We start from the raw sequence: 16226 nt of genomic DNA, 5'->3' as shown, positions 1-16226 counted from the left end.
GCCCGACGGGCCGGGCGGCGCAGCGCCGGGATCAGGCCTGCACCGCGGTGAGGCGGTGCAGCGGCACCTTGCGGCGGTGGGGGCGGGCGGCGGAGGTGCGCAGGCCCATCAGCTCGCGGGGGGCCGGCGGCAGGGCCACCTCGGGGGCGCGGGGCGTCGGGACGGGCGCGTCCGGATCGCGGACGACCGACAGGGCGAGGGTGACGTCGGCGGGACGGAGGCCGGCGGTCTTGTGCGAGACATGCTGGTTCATGACGTACTCCCTGCTGACTGGGGGGAGGGTGTTAGCTCTTGTTGCCCGCCCGCAGCTTGGCCAGGTCGGACTTGACGGTGTTGACGGGGATCGCGAAGCCGAGCCCTATGCTGCCCGCGTCCGAGGACGAGGAGGACTGCCGGCTCGACGAGTACATCGCGGAGTTGATGCCGATGACGTTGCCGCTCGCGTCGATCAGCGCGCCGCCGGAGTTGCCGGGGTTCAGCGAGGCGTCGGTCTGGATGGCCTTGTAGGTCGTCGTGGACGAGCCCGTGTCACCGTTGAACTCACGGCCGCCGAACTGGAACGGCCACTGACCGTCGCCGCCCTGGCCCTGACCCTGGTTCTCGTCGGTGGAGACGGTCACGTCCCGGTTGAGCGCGGAGACGATACCGCTGGTGACGGTGCCGGTCAGGCCCTCGGGGGAGCCGATCGCGACGACCGTGTCACCGACCTGGACGCCCGACGAGTTGCCGAGCGCGGCCGGCTTCAGCCCGGAGGCGCCGCGCAGCTTGATCAGCGCGAGGTCCTTGGAGCTGTCGGTGCCGACGATGTCGGCGGTGTAGCTCTTGCCGTCGCTGGTGCGCACCTTGACGGACTGCGCGCCGGAGACGACGTGGTTGTTGGTGACGATCTCGCCGTTCGACGTGATGACCACACCGGAGCCGGTGGAGGAGCCGTTGTCGAGGGTCGCCTGGATCTCGACGACGCTCGGGCTGACCGCGGCGGCGATCGCGGCGACGTCGCCCCTCTTGCCGGTCGGCACCACATGCGTGGTCGTACCGGCGGAGGCGACCGTGTCCTCGCCGGTCAGCTCCTGGAAGCCGTACGCCGTGGCGCCGCCGACCGCGGCCGCCACGATCGCGACGGCCGCGAGGAGGGCGACGGGGCCCTGCTTGCGCTTCTTGCGCGGCTCGGGTGCCACGGCCGTCACCGGCTGGTACGGCGGCGGAGGCGGCCACTCGGGGTGCACGTCGGGGTTCACGGGAGCGGAGTAGCTGCTGCTGGGCTGCTGGGGAGGGGAACCCTGGCTCTCGGTCATGTCCACAAGAATCCCCCGTGACCATGAGAGGTTCCTGAGTGCCGACTGAGAAGCCCGGCAGAACCTCGTTTGCCCGATATAAAGAAGACCTTGGTGAGGCTCAGGCCTCGCAGCCGCAGCTCGTGCGGACCACCAGCCGGGACGGGAACGTCTTCAGGCGCTCGCGGCGTGACCCCGGCACCCGCAGCCCGTCGTCCAGGACCAGGTCGACCGCCGCCCGGGCCATCGCCGAGCGGTCCGAGGCGACCGTGGTCAGCGGCGGATCGGCCAGCGCCGCCTCCTTGATGTCGTCGAACCCGGCCACCGCCAGCTTGCCGGGCACGTCGATGCGCAGCTCGCGCGCGGCCCGCAGCAGGCCGATCGCCTGGTCGTCGGTGGAGCAGAAGACCGCCGGCGGCCGGTCGGGGCCGGAGAGGACGTCCAGGGCGACGCGATAGGCGTCGTAGCGGTTGTACGGCGCCTCGAACAGCCGGCCCTCGGTGGACAGCCCTGCCTCGTCCATGGCTCGTTTCCAGCCCTCGACGTGGTCGGAGACCGGGTCACCGACGGCCGGCGTCTCCGCCGTACCGCCCATACAGGCGACGTACTCGTAGCCGTGCTCCAGCAGATGGCGTACGGCGAGCTGGGCGCCGCCGAGGTCGTCCGTGACCACGGCCACGTCGTCGATGGCCTCGGGGCGCTCGTGCAGCAGCACCACCCGGGCGTCCCAGGCGTCGATCTCGGCGGCGGCGAGGTCGTTCAGGGCGTGGCTCACCAGGATCAGCCCGGAGACGCGCATGCCCAGGAAGGCGCGCAGATAGTGGACCTCGCGCTCGCCGATGTAGTCGGTGTTGCCGACCAGGACCATCTTTCCGCGCTCGGAGGCGGCCTGCTCGACCGCGTGCGCCATCTCGCCGAAGAAGGGCTGGCGGGCGTCCGGGATGATCAGGCCTATGAGGTCGGTGCGCCGGGACGCCATCGCCTGGGCGACCCGGTCGGGGCGGTACCCCAGTTCCTTGATCGCCGCGAGGACACGCTCGCGCGTGGCCGGGGCGACCGGCCGGGGTCCGTTGTTGATGACATAACTGACGACGGCGGTGGAGGTTCCAGCCAGCCGTGCCACGTCATCCCGAGTCACCTTGGCCACGCGCGGAGTCTACGCGGATTGATCTGCCCTGGGCAGGGCGTACCAGCCCTTGGATGGCGACCAGGGGTCCGCTAGGCGTCCGCGTGGACCTCGGCGCCGTCCCGGACGGCCGGTGCATCCGCGTCCTCCGCCTTTGCCCCGCCCGTCTCCGCCCGGTCGGCCTTGGCCCGGTCCGCCTTGGCCCTGGCCTCCTCGGCGGCCCGGTCGGTCTTCTCGGGCGTGACGAACCGGTAACCGACGTTCCGGACGGTGCCGATCAGCGACTCGTGCTCCGGGCCGAGCTTGGCGCGCAGCCGCCGTACGTGGACGTCGACCGTCCGGGTGCCGCCGAAGTAGTCGTACCCCCACACCTCCTGCAGCAGCTGGGCGCGGGTGAAGACGCGGCCCGGGTGCTGGGCGAGGTACTTGAGCAGCTCGAACTCCTTGAAGGTGAGGTCGAGGACCCGGCCCTTGAGTTTCGCGCTGTACGTCGCCTCGTCCACCGAGAGGTCGCCGTTGCGGATCTCCATCGGCGAGTCGTCATTGACGATCTGCTGGCGTCCCATGGCCAGCCGTAGCCGGGCCTCCACCTCGGCGGGGCCCGCGGTGTCCAGGAGTACGTCGTCGATGCCCCAGTCGGCGGTGACCGCGGCCAGACCGCCCTCGGTGACGACCAGGATCAGCGGACAGCCGGGGCCGGTGGAGCGGAGCAGCTGGCACAGGCTGCGCACCTGGGGCAGGTCGCGGCGGCCGTCGACGAGGATGACGTCGGCGCCGGGCGTGTCGACGAGGGCGGGGCCCTCCGCCGGGGCCACTCGCACGTTGTGCAGGAGCAGGCCGAGGGCGGGGAGCACCTCCGTCGACGGCTGGAGGGCGTTGGTCAGCAGTAGCAGAGAACTCATACGTCTGGTTCCTCCTCGGTCCCTGCGAGGACATGCGGACGGGCACTGCTCTGCGATCCCGAAGGCCCCGTACACCTGCGGTTTCCCGCTTCGTATACAACGCTTCCGAAAGCACAAAAGGACCCGGGGGCTGCGCTGCCCGAGTCCTCTGCCCAGCAGAATAGCCCACATGAGCAACGGTCCGGCAGGTCATGTGGCACGTTCCACCGTTCGTCCGTATCGCGAGACAGACAGACGGGCGCCTATCCGGACGTTTCTGCGCACGGCCGACGGAGTTCCGGTCGATTCCGTATACGACCCGGGCATGGCCGTATACGAACCGCGTCCGGATGCCTCCCGTACACCCTCACGCGACCTGGTGTTCGTCGTCGCCCACGGGTTCACCGGGGACGTGGACCGGCCGCACGTACGACGGGTGGCGGGCGTGCTGCGCGGTTACGGCGCGGTCCTCACCTTCTCCTTCCGCGGCCACGGACGCTCCGGCGGCCGTTCCACGGTCGGCGACAAGGAGGTGCTGGACCTCGCCGCGGCCGTCGAGCGGGCCCGCGCTCTCGGCCACACGCGCGTGGTGACCGTCGGCTTCTCCATGGGCGGCTCGGTGGTCCTGCGGCACGCGGCCCTGCACCCCGGCGCGGTCGACGCCGTCGTCTCGGTCAGCGCCCCGGCCCGCTGGTACTACCGGGGCACGGCCCCCATGCGCCGTCTGCACTGGCTGGTCACCCGCCCCGAGGGCCGCCTGGTCGGCCGCTACGGCCTGCGCACCCGCATCCACCACCGCGACTGGGACCCGGTCCCGTTGTCCCCGGTGGAGTCGGTCCCCAGGATCGCCCCCACCCCCCTCCTCATCGTCCACGGCGACCGGGACGCCTACTTCCCCCTCGACCACCCCCGGATGCTCGCCGAGGCGGCCGGTGACCACGGGGAACTCTGGGTGGAGCCGGGCATGGGCCACGCCGAGAACGCGGCCGACGACGCGCTCCTCGCCCGGATCGGGCAGTGGGTGCTCAGTCGTCCGCCGGCCGGCGCCGCTTCGTGAGCTGCCGGGCGCCGTAGGCCAGTGGCGGGACCACGAGGAGCCAGTACCAGGAACCGGTGAGGAGCATCAGCGTGATGCCGAGGACGCCGGACAGCGGGAAGAGGCTGTAGGCGGCGTACGTGGCGAGGTCCAGGGCGGCGCCGGAGCGTTCGCGGCGGGCCGGGGGACGGGCGGGGCCGGGGGTGAGGGACATGGCTCCTCTTTCGGAACTACGGGTGCCCGGGGCCTCGCCGGCCCAGGGCCTTCAGAGCTTAGGAAGGACCTCGTCGACGAAAAGTTTCATGCTCGCGTGCATCTGCTCGTAGTTCTGGCCACCGAAGTCGACGTTCCACAGATAGGTGTCGGCGCCGTAGGTCTCGTGCAGGGCGTGGATCTGTTCCACGGCGGACTCCGGGGAACCGATGACGGCCGTGCCGTAACGCTTGACGTCGAAGGAGCCCAGGTGCTTCATGTCACGGCCCATCGACTCGTAGCCGACGTAGCCGCTGGAGCTGGTGGTGCGCCAGGAGCCGGCCGCCTCCGTCCACACCCTGAGGTACTCGCGGTAGAACGGCTCGGCGAGGCGGTAGGCCTCCGCGTCGGTGCGGGCGATGTACAGCGGGGTGCTCATCGCGATGCGCGGGGTCCTCGCGGTGCCGTGGGTCGCGGTGAAGACCTCGCGGTAGTGGTCCACGAGATGCCGGCTGACCGACGTGTACTGGCGGGCCGGGGCGAGGGCGAGCATCACGCCGAAGCCCTTGGTGGCGAGCCAGGTGAAGCTCTCCGGCGACTTGACCGCCGCGCCCCACACCGGCGGGTGCGGCCGCTGGGTCACCGGCGGCAGCGAGGTGGCGTCGGTGTAGGAGAAGTAGGGGGTGTCCTCGCTGACCTTCTCCTCGGTCCACAGGCGTACGACGGCCTCGATGGTCGCCTCGTAGCGCGGGCGGCTCTCGTCCATCGGCACCTTGAAGGCGTCGAACTCGTACGGCAGCCAGGCCCGCCCGAAGCCGGCGTCGACCCGGCCGCCGCTGATCGCGTCCACCTGGGAGATGTGCGCGGCCAGCTGGATCGGGTGGTGGAAGGCCGGCAGCAGGGCGCCGGTCATCAGGCGGATCCGGGAGGTCTGCGCGGCGACTGCGGTGAGGAAGGTGAGCGGGCTCGGGCAGTAGCCGCCGTAGTCGCCGAGGTAGTGCTCGGTCATCTTGACGTAGCCGAGGCCCGCCTCGTCGCTGAACTTGCTGATGGCGATGGCGTCGCGGTAGTACTCCGCCGCCGTGCGCTGCTCGGGACGGCAGTCGGGCAGCAACGAGATGCCGTGTTCCATGGTTTCGATCACCCTGTCGCGGTTCGTCGGTGTTCGTCAGTGACCGTCGGGGGCTGTGCGGAGTACTCCGGTGCCCGCCGGTCCGGCGGCCGTGGCGGGGCGCCCCGCCACGGCCCTGTTCAGTGCGGCCTGCTGCCGGTCAGCCGCAGGAGCTGGTGCACGAGGTCGTGCTGGACGTGGTGCTGCAGCTCGTGGTGCTGGTGCAGCCGTCCATCATCGCGCCGCTGTCGTCGTTGTAGTCGTTGATCTCGAAGGTCTCGGACTCCAGCGCCAGCATGTCGCGCGCCAGGTCGGCGAGCGGGAGCTTGTCGGCCATGGGTTTCTCCTTACGGGTGAGGCGTTGGTGGCGTCAGGCGGTGCAGCAGGACGTGGTGCTGGTGGTGCTGGAGCTGCAGCTGCTGCTGTCACAGCTGGTCGACGAGCCGCCGAGCAGCTTGCCGTCGAACTCGCTGTAGTCGTTGATCTCGAACGTCTCGGACTCCAGTGCCAGCATGTCGCGTGCCAGGTCGGCCAGTTCCGCCTTGGGCGTCATGGCTGCCTCCCTCTGGTGGTCGCTTCTCGAATGGGCCGCGCCGCCCGGACGGGCGACGCGGTAGGGGCCCCGAGCCTTTGTAGGGCGAGGGCACTTCAAGTCCGCTGACAACCGCCTCACAGCTCGCTGACACCCGCCAGACACGTCAGGACCGCGCTGGTCATGGCCGTGATGCCGGTGCGCAGCGTGGGCACGGCGTCCGGGGCGAAACGCGGGGAGTGGTTCGGCGCGAGCACGCCGAACTCACGGCCGGGCGCCTCGGCGCCGGCCCGCTGCCAGGCGGCCCGGCCGACGCAGCCGAGCATCCAGTAAACGGCCGGAATCGTGCCCCCCGCCGTGTAGTGCGGGAAGTCCTCGGTGGCCAGGGAGGTCCGCCAGGGCAGCACCGCGCCGGGACCCAGCGCGGCGGTGTGCGCCCGGCGTACGGCGGCGAGGTGCCGGGGGTCGTTGACCGTCGGCTCCGCGCGCGCGGTCACCGTCACCTCGGGCGGGTGCCCGGGCAGCAGCCGCGCCGCCTGCCCGAGCACCAGCTCCCGTACGGCGGCGGTGCCCCGCTCGGCCGCCTCGGCCGTCCCGGCGCGCACGCTGACCTCCAGCGTGGCCCGGTCCGGTACGACGTTGACGGCGGTGCCCGCGTGCAGCGCGCCCGGGGTGGCCACCGCGTCCTCACCCACAGCCGCGCGCAGCCCGGTGACGACGGCGGCCGCCGCCTCGACCGGGTTGGCCGCACCGGCCGGGTCGGCCGCGTGCCCGCCGGGGCCGCGCAGCTCGATGCGCATGCTGCGGGCGGCGGCCAGCACGGTCTCGGCGTGCGCCACCCGGCCCACCGGGAACGGCGCGAGGTGCTGGGCGAGGACCGCGTCCGGGGTGCCGAACCGCTCGTACAGCCCGTCGCCGAGCATGGCCGCCGCACCCGACAGCGTCTCCTCGGCGGGCTGCGCCACGACGGTCACGGTGCCGCGCCAGCGGTCCCGGATGCGGCCGAGGACGTCCACGGCGCCGACGGCCGCCGCGAGATGGGCGTCGTGCCCGCACGCGTGGGCCACGGGCACCTCCCGGCCGTCCGGGCCCGGCGCGGTGACCGTGCTGGCGTACGGCAGCCCGGTCTCCTCCCGTACCGGGAGGGCGTCCAGCTCGGCCCGCACCAGCACGTTCGGCCCGTCGCCCCCGCGCAGCACCCCGACGACCCCGTGCCCGCCGATCCCTTCGGTGACCTCGCAGCCCCGCTCCCGCAGGGCGCGGGCGACCGCGGCGGCCGTCTCCCTTTCGGCACCGGAGAGTTCGGGGTTGTGGTGCAGGCGGAGGTACAGCTCCAGGGCGGCGGGGAGGGCGGCGGCGACCTCTGCTCTTGTGCCGGTCATGGGAACGGGTGGGGTATCGGCGTCAGATCGGCCTGGGTCAGATCGGTGTCCCGCAGGCCCGCTCTGCGGTGGGCGGTGAACATGCGGGGCATGTGCCGGGCACGCTGGCGGGCCCAGCCGAAGTCGAGGGGGAGCAGCCCGGGGACGACGGTGGCCACGGTGTGCACGCCCAGGCCGCGCTGTTCCGGGGAGGTCTGCTCGACCACGATCACCTCGTGGCCGGCATCCGCGAGGGCGCCGGTGACCAGGGCCAGGTCGGCGCGTACGTCGGCGGTGCGCGGCCGGGTGCGCTGCCAGCCGGCGTACACCTCGGCGAACGGCAGGGTGCGGGCCGGGGAGGTGTAGCGCTCGACGTGCGGGAGCATCTCCGGCAGGGAGAACAGCGCCGGGTGGTCGCGCAGCTGGCGGACGAGGAAGTAGTCGTCCAGCATCGCCCGGACCTCCGCCTCGCGGTCCCGGAAGCGGCGGGGCAGCTCGGGCAGGTAGGTGAGGATCTCCGACACCGCGCCGCGCAGCGCCGCGTGCGGGTCGAGGCTCGCCGCGGCGGCGAAGGAGAGCGTGCCGGGGCCGTGGTCGCGGCGTACGGCCACACCGGTGACGGCGGGCACCGGCAGGTCGATCCGGTTGTCGAAGAGGTGGACGTCGTAGCCCTGCAGTGCGGCCCGGTCGAGCATCATGCGCAGTTCGGGGTCGGCCACGGCGTCGACGTCGATCTCGGTCAGCGCGGCCCCGCCGTACCAGCCGAGCACGAACGAGTCGCGTTCGATGAGTTCGAGCAGCCCGAAGAGCACGGCCTCGGCGAGCGTGCCGCCGCTCGCGCAGCCGTTGGAGGAGTCGAAGACGAAGTTGTCGTCCGAGGTCTCGCCGCCGTAGTAGACGAGCCGTCGGGGCACCAGGACGTCCCGGCCGGTGGTCAGGTTCCGGCCCCGCACCCAGGGGATGGGCTTCGCCGGGTCGAACGGGGCGCAGGCGTCGTCGAGTTCGTAGGTCAGCTCGGAGTACGTGCCGCAGGTGCGCGGGTCCAGGGCCCGGTCGCGGACGTCGTCGTAGGCGGCGAGCAGCGGGGCGGCGCGGTGCCGCCGGGCGATGCCCGCGTACCGTTCCAGGCCCTCGAAGAAGGCGAGGTCGCGGCTGGTCCGGTAGGAGTTGTCCTGCCCGCTGAACGTCATCTCGGCGAGCCCGTAGTGCCCCTTGATCATCACCCGGCCGGTGACCGGCGCGGTGGTCGGCGAGGTGATGGTGTGGAAGGTGCGCGGGCCGAGGATGCCGCAGACGGGATTGACCAGGGCCTCCTCGGGCAGCGCGAAGCTGTCCGTCGGCCGGGCCCGGTAGGCGTCGGGCGCCTGCTTCGGGGAGGCGGGCAGGTCCCGGGTCACGGGTTCGGTGCCCTCGGTCCCGCACGCCGGGCACAGCGGGTCCGGGGTCAGCGGGAAGCGGCGCAGGTGCAGGGTGTCCAGCTCCAGCGCCCACACCCAGGCCGCGCCCAGCCGCCGGTCGGCGGGCGGCTCGGCCCCCGCGGCCGCCCGGTACAGCTGCCACAGGGCCTCCACGGCGGTCGGCAGCAGCAGCGGCCAGGCTCCCACCGGACGCGTGCCGGTGCCGAGTTCGAGTGCCTGGCGCTCGTACTCCGGGCGCAGCCGCTGCCACCGCAGGGCGAGACAGTGGCCACAGGGTCCCGAGGGGCCGTCGGTGAAGGGGCCGACGACCGCGTGGGCGGCGGCCAGGTGGACGGTCGCGGCGGGGCGCACGGCGGCCTCGGGATCGCCGGCCTCGGCGAGGACGTCGTACACGCCGAGCGTGGCGACCACGGGCGGTGCGGACGGAACGCCGGCCGGACCGGCCGCCGCGGCGTGCCGGGCCCGCAGGACCCGTTGCAGCGCCTCGGCGGCCGGCGTCAGCAGGGCGGTCATGACTTGTTCTCCCAGCGGAAGGTGCGGGCCGCGAGCGCGGACAGCGCCGCGGCGAACACCAGCAGGGCCAGCAGCCGCAGCGCGTACGGGCCGAGGCTGATCCGGCTGCCGTCGAGGACCCCGGTCACCGCCTCGTTCATGTAGCGCAACGGCAGCACGTGGGAGAAGGCCCGCAGCCAGCCGGGCGACTTGCTCAGCGGGATGAAGGAGCCGCTGAGGAACGCCATGGGCACCATCAGGCAGTTGGCGAAGGCGCCGACCGCGTCCGGGGTGCGGCACACGTTGCCGACGACGACCCCGATCGAGAAGAACGCCAGCGTGCCCGCGACCAGCACCGGCAGGGTCAGCAGCAGGCCGAGCGCGGAGGCGTGCAGCCGGAACGGCGGCAGCATGGCCACCGCGAGGAACAGCACCGCCTGGGCCACGGCCACCACACACACGATCACCAGCCGGCTGCCCAGCACGGTCAGCACCGAGGTCGGCGTGCGCCGGATGGTCCGCAGCAGGTCGGTGCCGCGCCACTTGACCAGTGAGTACGCGACGCCGAACACGGCCGCGTTGCCGACACCCCACGCCATCACGCCCGGGGCGAGGTAGTCGATGACGGTCTTGCCGTGGTCGGCCGGGTCGGAGCCGAAGAGCAGCCCGAAGACCACGATGAAGATCAGCGGGAAGGCGAAGGTGAAGAACAGCTCCGCCTTGTTGCGGCTGGAGGCGAGGAAGTGGGCCCGCACCAGCGGGGTGAATCCGGTCACCGGGTGAACTCCGCTCCGGTCAGGTTCAGGTACACGTCTTCGAGGGTCGGACGGCGGGTCTCCACCTGGTCCAGGTCCACCACCGCGCCGAGCGCGGCCAGTACTTCGGACACGGACTCGGTGCTGATCTCGGTGTCGGCCCCGGCCCGCCGGGTGCCCAGGACACCGGGCAGCGCGGCGGCGGCCTCGCAGGACAGCAGCTCGCCGGGGATCCGGATCCGGCTGGTGCCGCCGGCCGCGCGGATCAGCTGCCGTGGCGAGTCCAGCGCGACCAGCCGGCCCGCCTGCACGATCGCCGTGCGGTCGCACAACTCCTCGGCCTCGTCCAGGTGGTGAGTGGTGCACACGATGGAGCAGCCCTGCGCCCGGATCTCCCGCAGCAGCCGCCACAGGCCCCGGCGCGCCTCCGGGTCCAGGGCGGCGGTCGGCTCGTCCAGGAAGAGCAGGTCAGGCCCGTGCACCAGCGCGGAGGCGATCGCCAGCCGCTGGCGCTGGCCGCCCGACAGCTTGTCCACGCGCACGGTCGCCGAACCGCCGAGGTCCACCTTGGCCAGGGCCTCGGCGGCGGCCGTGCGGGGCAGGTCGTACAGGCCGGCCATGGTCTGCAGGTGCTCGATCGCGGTCAGGTCCGGGAAGAAGGAGGACGCCTGACTCTGGATGCCGAGCCTGCGGTACACGGACAGCTTCCGCGGCCAGGGGCTCTCGTCGAACACGGTGACCGTGCCGGAGTCCGGCACGCGCTGCCCGGCGAGCATCTCGATCAGGGTGGTCTTGCCCGCGCCGTTCGGGCCGAGGATGCCGAAGAACTCCCCCTTGCCGACCGTGAAGGAGATTCCGGCGACGGCCTGTGTGTCGCCGTAGGACTTGTGCAGGTCCCGCACGACCACCACGGGCTGGTGCGGCGGTTGTTGGTTCACGAGGGGGGAGCTCCTTCGGTGTGTGGCACGGGGTGGGGGAAGGGTGTCGGGGCCGCCCGTGGGCGGTTGCTGGGGTGGCGGTGTGCCGCGGCGTCTGCGGCGGCGCAGCCCGGCCGTGAGCGAGACCGCCGCCCACAGCGCGACGGCGGCCAGGACCAGCAGCCGGGTGGTGCCGCTGGTCGAGCGCGCGATCAGCAGCACGGCCCCGGTGGCGAGAGCGAGCACGGTCACGGTGAACAGGGCCGCGTAGCCGCGGTACAGCCACCGGGCACGCGCCGGGTACGGGGCGGCGCCCCGGGGCCGCCGGCGCCGCAGATACGTCCAGGTCTGCGGGCCGAGGTCGACGGTGCCCAGGGCGTGCTGGAGCATCCGGTAGCCGTCCAGGCCGGGCAGCGGGACGTAGTTGAACAGGGCGCGCAGGGTGCCGACGACGAGCAGGGCGGAGAGGCTGTCGTGGGTGACGTCCCCGTCCGGCAGCGCCAGCCACAGCGCGCAGAACGGCAGCAGGAACACCAGGTTCATGACCACACCGACCGCGGCCGTGGCCACCTGGTGGCGCCGGGACCGCATCAGCAGCACGTCGTCGGCCTCGCAGTAGAACATCACCATCGGCAGCCGCCAGCGCATCCCGATGGCGGTGGTCCGGCCGCCGTAGTGGTGGCACCACAGGCCGTGCCCGACCTCGTGCAGCGCGGACGACGCCCACAGCAGGAACCCGGCGAGCACGGTCAGTTCCGGGTGCCGGTACAGCACCGGCAGATCCCGCAGCAGCCCGGGCGCGCCCGCCGCGAGCCGGACCAGCATCGCGGCGCACAGCAGCAGCGTCACCACCGCGACCGCCGGGGAGAACACCCAGCGGATACGGCCGTGCAGCCGCCGCAGCAGCGGCTCGGGGTCGCCCCAGTTCAGCGAGCCGGTCAGCCAGGACTTCCGCGCGAGCGGCCCGGGCGCGGCGGGCGCCGGGGCGGGAGCGCCCGGGACGTCGAGGAAGGAGCGGCGCCACAGCGTGCCGAGGATCACCGACCAGGCCTTCTCGTCCAGGGCCCGCCCGTACGCGACCGCGTACTCGGCGCCGATCCCGCGCAGGGTACGGGTGCCGTCCAGGCGGGTGATGACGAAGTGCTCCTTGTCCCCGACCTCGAAGAACCGGCCGGTCCTGCGGTCCTTGACCAGGTGGACCGTGCGCGGGCCGCGCAGCACGGCGGGCCCGAGGGCCAGCTCGGGTGCGCGGCGCGGGCTGCCGTCCAGCAGAGCCGGGGCGGACATCACACCGCGCCTTCCGCCGCCGGCACGGAAGCGGACTCGGCGATGGCGCGGGCCAGCACATGGCCGAGGTACGCCTCGTCGGTCAGGGTGATGTGCAGCCGGTTGTTGGTCATGTGCAGATACGGCGGCAGCAGCCGCTCCAGTGCCTCCGCCGGGTCGGTGACGGTGACCCGCCGGGTGCGGTCCCAGGACGGGAAGACCAGGTCACCGGCGTGCGCGTGCCCGGTGATCCGCTCGCGCAGCTCGGTGCAGTGCCCGGCCCAGGCGCCGAGCGAGCCGGGCAGCCGCTCGCCCTCGCCCGAGCGCACGGCGGAGCTGATCACGGCGTACCGCTGCGCCACCGCGGCGGCCATCGCCGGGTAGCCGCGGTCGAAGTCGGACCCGGAGACCAGGTCGGTGCTCTGGAAGGAGCTGTCCCAGAAGTCCCGGTAGCGCCGCAGGAACCGGACGATGCCGGCGTCCGACTCCAGGAACACCGAGCACATCACCATCATCAACTGGCCCGCGTAGCCGAGCAGAACGCTGCGCATGTGCAGGTTCATCACGCTCATCGAGTCCAGCACCAGGTCGGTGGAGTGGGTGAAGTGCCATTCGGCGGCCCGGACGCCGACGGCGCCGCCGTACTTGTCGTACTCCGGCTCGTACGGCGCCCAGTGGAAGGAGTTGTTCTTCCGCAGACGCATCCGGCCGTCCTCGCCGAGGTACTGCGCGCGCTGCTCAGGGGTGAACTCCAGGTCGAACAGGGTGTTGTAAAGGCCGACGTAGAAGTCCGACTTCACCTCGTACAGGGAGGGGCGGCGGCGCAGGAACGCGGCGATCGCCTCCTCGGCCCGGGACCGCACCTCCTCCCGCGCGGCCGGGTCGGCCGGGTCGGCGAGGCGGAAGCGGACCCGGACGTGCGGGCCTTCCAGCCAGTAGTTGAGGAAGAAGTACTCGGTGACCAGACCGGCGGCCCGCAGCTCGGCGAAGAGCGGCTTGACGCAGGTGGTGAGCAACGGGCGCGGGTTGCCGGTGTAGAAGACGTAGACCGCGAGCCAGGACTCGTCCGTGGCCGGCAGTCCCTCGGCGGGCGGAAGCGCTGGATATGCCGTCATCGTTCCTCGCTGGGGTACGGCCGCCGCGCGGGCGGGGCGGAGAAGGTCTCCATCACGATCTCGGTGATGTGCGCGCCGTCCCGTGAGGCGGTGTGCAGGCCGGAGGCGTCCGGGAATATCTCGGTGACGGTCACCGAGGCCACCTCGTCGGTCAGCAGATGCTCGAAGAGCTGCAGGGACAGCACGCTGTCGAAGTCCAGGTAGTGCGGCTTCTGCCGGCGCGGAGGCGGCGCCCCGTCCTCGCCCTCGGGAGCGCGCAGCCGCAGGGTGACGAACACCTGGGCGTCCATGCCGTGCCTGCGCCGCCACTCCTGCCAGCGCAGGAACCACTCCCCGGTGCTCTCCCCGGTCCCGCGCACCGGCAGGGCGGCGGCCGGCACCGACCAGCTGCGCCGGCTCAGCACGAGCGAGCCGTGGCGCACCCGGGGCCGGGCGCTGACGCCGTCGTCGCTGCGCGGGCCCTCGGGGACCCCGCCCCACGGATCGATGGTGATCATCGCGGACGGTGAGAGCAGCAGCAGCGTGCGGGCCACCTCGGGCAGCGCGGCCGGCACCAGATAGCCGAGGTAGACGGGGATCACCTCGCGGTCCAGGGTGCGCGAGCGCAGCACCAGCCGGTCGGAGTCCGCGTCGTGGGCGAGGGTGAGGTCGTCCAGCGGGATGCGGGCCTCGGCGGGGGCGGTGCTGTGTTCGCCGGGGCAGACGATCTCGTAGTCGGTCAGCCGCGCGTGCAGGTTCAGGTTGGAGCGTGCGGTGCCGCCGGTGACCTCCGCGAACACCGCACCCGGCGGGCAGATGCGGCGCTGCCAGTCGCGCAGCCCGCCGGCCAGGTCCTGGTCGGCGAAGCCGTGGGTGAACCGGGAGAACGGGAACGACAGTCCGCCCCAGGACCGGTTGAGGACGGCGGCCGGACCGCCGGGGGCCGTGGACAGCTGAAGGAAGTGCGCCTCCGGCCGGAAGTCGGCGGTCAGCGGCCGCAGTTGGTCCGCGACCGCGTCCACGAGGGAGTCGTCCAGCACGATCTCCGTACGGTCGCCGTCCTTCTCCCACACCGCGCGCATGCGCGCGGCGAACAGCTGCCGGGCCGCGTCCACGGCGGTGATCTCCGGCTGGTCCAGCCAGTTGTCCGCCGGGACGTAGGAGCCGTCCTCGGCGAACGGGACCCGGGACGCCGACACCCTCAGATAGTGGTCGTAGATGTCCTCCTGGAAGTCGCTGACCAGGCCGAGCAGGTCGGTGCAGGTGCCGCCGCGGCCGTAGCGGGTCAGGAAGAAGCCGCGCAGGGTGAGCCGGTGCGGCAGGGCCAGGTCGAACGCCGGCATGATCCGCGACAGGGAGGCCAGCGACCGGCCGACCCGCCGCTCGAACTCCGGCCCGTCCAGCGGCAGTACGGCGGCCGAGGCGCGGGTGTCCTCGTACACCAGGGTCGGCGGCAGGGTGGCCTGGCCGGCGCCGAGCGCCTCGTGCAGCGCGGTGAGCGTGCCGCGTACGGCGGCCAGCAGCCGGCGCCGCTCGTCCAGGCCGGAGCCCCGGTAGGCCCGCACCATCGCGCCGACCTCGGTGAGGCCGTCCGCGAGCCGTGCCGACCAGGGCGCCCCGATCCCGCGGACCGATTCGGCGAAGGCGAGCACCGGGTCGGGGCTGTGCAGGTCGACGGCGAGCGCGGGCACGGACAGCAGGCCGAGCCGCAGCAGCGTGGCCAGGAAGCGGTCGCACTCCTCGGCGGGGGCCGCGACCCGCTCGGCGAACCGGGCCAGCAGCTCGCGGTAGCGCAGCGGGGTGCCGTCGGCGAACAGCGTGATCAGCACGTCGAGGCCGCCGGTGTGCCGCAGGAAGAACATCGTCTCGCTGACGGCGTCGAAGCTCGCCGTCACGCTGTCGTCCCCGGCGGTGACCGTGCGCCGCACATAGCGGATGCGGTCGGTGTCGCTGGTCCAGCCGCTGACCAGGGTGACGGGCAGGTCGGGCCGCAGCCGCTCGTCGGCGGTGAGCAGTTCGCCGAGCCGGTCGAGGACGGCGATGTTCAGCTGGGTGTGGTCGCTCCACCCCTCGTCCACGCCCAGCGCGAAGCCCTCGGGGCCGCCGGTGCGGAACTCGCCGACGGCGACGCCGGTGAACGCGCTGAACGGGCTGGTCTTGCAGGCGCTGCGGTAGACGTACTCCAGCAGTGAGCGTTCGATGCGCCGCTGCTTCTTGCCGAGCGGTCCGGGCCCGGCCGTCAGATACGAGCCGAGCTGCTCGTCGAGGACGGCGGAGGCCAGCAGCAGGCCCTGGCGCAGCCGCGGACGTCCCGCCAGCTGTGTCAAGTGGGCGCGGCAGGCGCTGAGTTCCTCCTCCACGACCGGCTCGGCGAGCAGCTCCCGCAGCTCCCGGTGGAGCCGCAGCCAGCGGTGCAGGTCCGCGCCCGGTGTGCCGCCGATCCGGTCGGCGATCTGCTCGCCGTCGCGCGGCAGCGCACCCGTGAAGACCTTGCGCCGGGTGGTGAGCAGCTGCCGCCGCAGGCGCTCGTCCTCGGTGGCGCCGACCAGCGCGTGCAGCGCGTCGCTCAGCAGCGCCCCCTCGGTGAGCAGGCGGTCCTTCAGAGCCAGGACGCGTTCGGCCCAGTCCGCCGAGCGCGGCTGGCGCAGCCCGGCGACGGCGTCGTAGGGCAGTCCGCCGATCCGCGCCATGAAACGCGGACCGTACGTCGTGTCCTCGGTGGCGCCGGTGCCCGCGACGGGCCCGGCGGTGAGATCGGCAGTCATCGTCGC

The 16226-nt window shown here is 72.8% G+C and carries 15 protein-coding genes; 1 reads left to right on the top strand and 14 read right to left on the bottom strand.

All coding sequences use genetic code 11. The features are described from left to right. Positions 1-31 precede the first annotated feature (31 nt). The 4 genes from ABZ624_RS08405 to ABZ624_RS08390 form a co-directional block, all read right to left on the bottom strand. The gene (locus tag ABZ624_RS08405; protein WP_360083946.1) at positions 32-253 is read right to left on the bottom strand and encodes a hypothetical protein; all 222 of its coding nucleotides are present in this window, start codon (positions 251-253) and stop codon (positions 32-34) included. A gap of 31 nt (positions 254-284) precedes the next feature. Continuing rightward, positions 285-1295, bottom strand: coding sequence for a trypsin-like peptidase domain-containing protein (locus tag ABZ624_RS08400; RefSeq protein WP_360083944.1), 1011 nt, complete (start codon positions 1293-1295; stop codon positions 285-287). A 100-nt stretch (positions 1296-1395) separates the two neighbouring features. Then, positions 1396-2421, bottom strand: coding sequence for a LacI family DNA-binding transcriptional regulator (locus tag ABZ624_RS08395; RefSeq protein ID WP_360083942.1), 1026 nt, complete (start codon positions 2419-2421; stop codon positions 1396-1398). Positions 2422-2492: 71 nt separating this feature from the next. Further along, positions 2493-3302, bottom strand: coding sequence for a response regulator transcription factor (locus tag ABZ624_RS08390; protein WP_360083940.1), 810 nt, complete (start codon positions 3300-3302; stop codon positions 2493-2495). Between the two features lie 169 nt (positions 3303-3471). On the opposite strand from ABZ624_RS08390, the gene ABZ624_RS08385 reads away from it, so the two are divergent. After that, entirely contained in the window at positions 3472-4338 is an 867-nt protein-coding gene (locus tag ABZ624_RS08385; protein ID WP_360083938.1) for an alpha/beta fold hydrolase, read from the top strand. Here ABZ624_RS08385 and ABZ624_RS08380 read toward each other — a convergent pair. The 10 genes from ABZ624_RS08380 to ABZ624_RS08335 all read right to left on the bottom strand — a co-directional run bounded on the left by ABZ624_RS08380 (position 4307) and on the right by ABZ624_RS08335 (position 16220). Then, positions 4307-4531, bottom strand: a complete 225-nt coding sequence (locus ABZ624_RS08380; RefSeq protein ID WP_360083936.1) for a hypothetical protein — start codon at positions 4529-4531, stop codon at positions 4307-4309. The two genes, ABZ624_RS08385 and ABZ624_RS08380, sit on opposite strands and share 32 nt — an antisense overlap. A 51-nt stretch (positions 4532-4582) precedes the next feature. After that, positions 4583-5641 carry an LLM class flavin-dependent oxidoreductase gene (locus ABZ624_RS08375; RefSeq protein WP_360083934.1) on the bottom strand — a complete coding sequence of 353 codons (1059 nt, stop codon included), beginning with the start codon at positions 5639-5641 and terminating at the stop codon, positions 4583-4585. Positions 5642-5780: 139 nt separating this feature from the next. Beyond that, complete coding sequence (locus ABZ624_RS08370; RefSeq protein ID WP_360083932.1) at positions 5781-5957, bottom strand: thiazolylpeptide-type bacteriocin; 177 nt, start codon at positions 5955-5957, stop codon at positions 5781-5783. 33 nt (positions 5958-5990) lie between these two features. Next, the gene (locus ABZ624_RS08365) at positions 5991-6173 is read right to left on the bottom strand and encodes a thiazolylpeptide-type bacteriocin (protein WP_360083930.1); all 183 of its coding nucleotides are present in this window, start codon (positions 6171-6173) and stop codon (positions 5991-5993) included. A 116-nt stretch (positions 6174-6289) separates the two neighbouring features. After that, positions 6290-7534, bottom strand: a complete 1245-nt coding sequence (locus ABZ624_RS08360) for an amidohydrolase (protein WP_360083928.1) — start codon at positions 7532-7534, stop codon at positions 6290-6292. After that, entirely contained in the window at positions 7531-9444 is a 1914-nt protein-coding gene (locus ABZ624_RS08355) for a TOMM precursor leader peptide-binding protein (RefSeq protein WP_360083926.1), read from the bottom strand. Before ABZ624_RS08355 ends, ABZ624_RS08360 begins: the two co-directional genes overlap by 4 nt. After that, positions 9441-10199: an ABC transporter permease gene (locus tag ABZ624_RS08350; protein WP_360083924.1), complete on the bottom strand. Its 759-nt coding sequence runs from the start codon at positions 10197-10199 to the stop codon at positions 9441-9443. Before ABZ624_RS08350 ends, ABZ624_RS08355 begins: the two co-directional genes overlap by 4 nt. Then, positions 10196-12382 (bottom strand): ATP-binding cassette domain-containing protein, encoded by a 2187-nt coding sequence (locus ABZ624_RS08345; protein WP_360083922.1) that lies wholly within the window; start codon positions 12380-12382, stop codon positions 10196-10198. Before ABZ624_RS08345 ends, ABZ624_RS08350 begins: the two co-directional genes overlap by 4 nt. Beyond that, a complete protein-coding gene (locus tag ABZ624_RS08340; protein ID WP_360083920.1) occupies positions 12382-13476 on the bottom strand; it encodes a lantibiotic dehydratase C-terminal domain-containing protein in 1095 nt (364 codons plus the stop codon). The genes ABZ624_RS08345 and ABZ624_RS08340 overlap by 1 nt, the downstream gene beginning before the upstream one ends. Further along, positions 13473-16220 (bottom strand): lantibiotic dehydratase, encoded by a 2748-nt coding sequence (locus ABZ624_RS08335; RefSeq protein WP_360083918.1) that lies wholly within the window; start codon positions 16218-16220, stop codon positions 13473-13475. Before ABZ624_RS08335 ends, ABZ624_RS08340 begins: the two co-directional genes overlap by 4 nt. Positions 16221-16226: the final 6 nt, after the last annotated feature.

The organism is Streptomyces sp. NPDC007205 (assembly GCF_040634095.1).
GTDB lineage: Bacteria > Actinomycetota > Actinomycetes > Streptomycetales > Streptomycetaceae > Streptomyces.
This window is presented reverse-complemented; position numbering and strand designations above follow the sequence as displayed.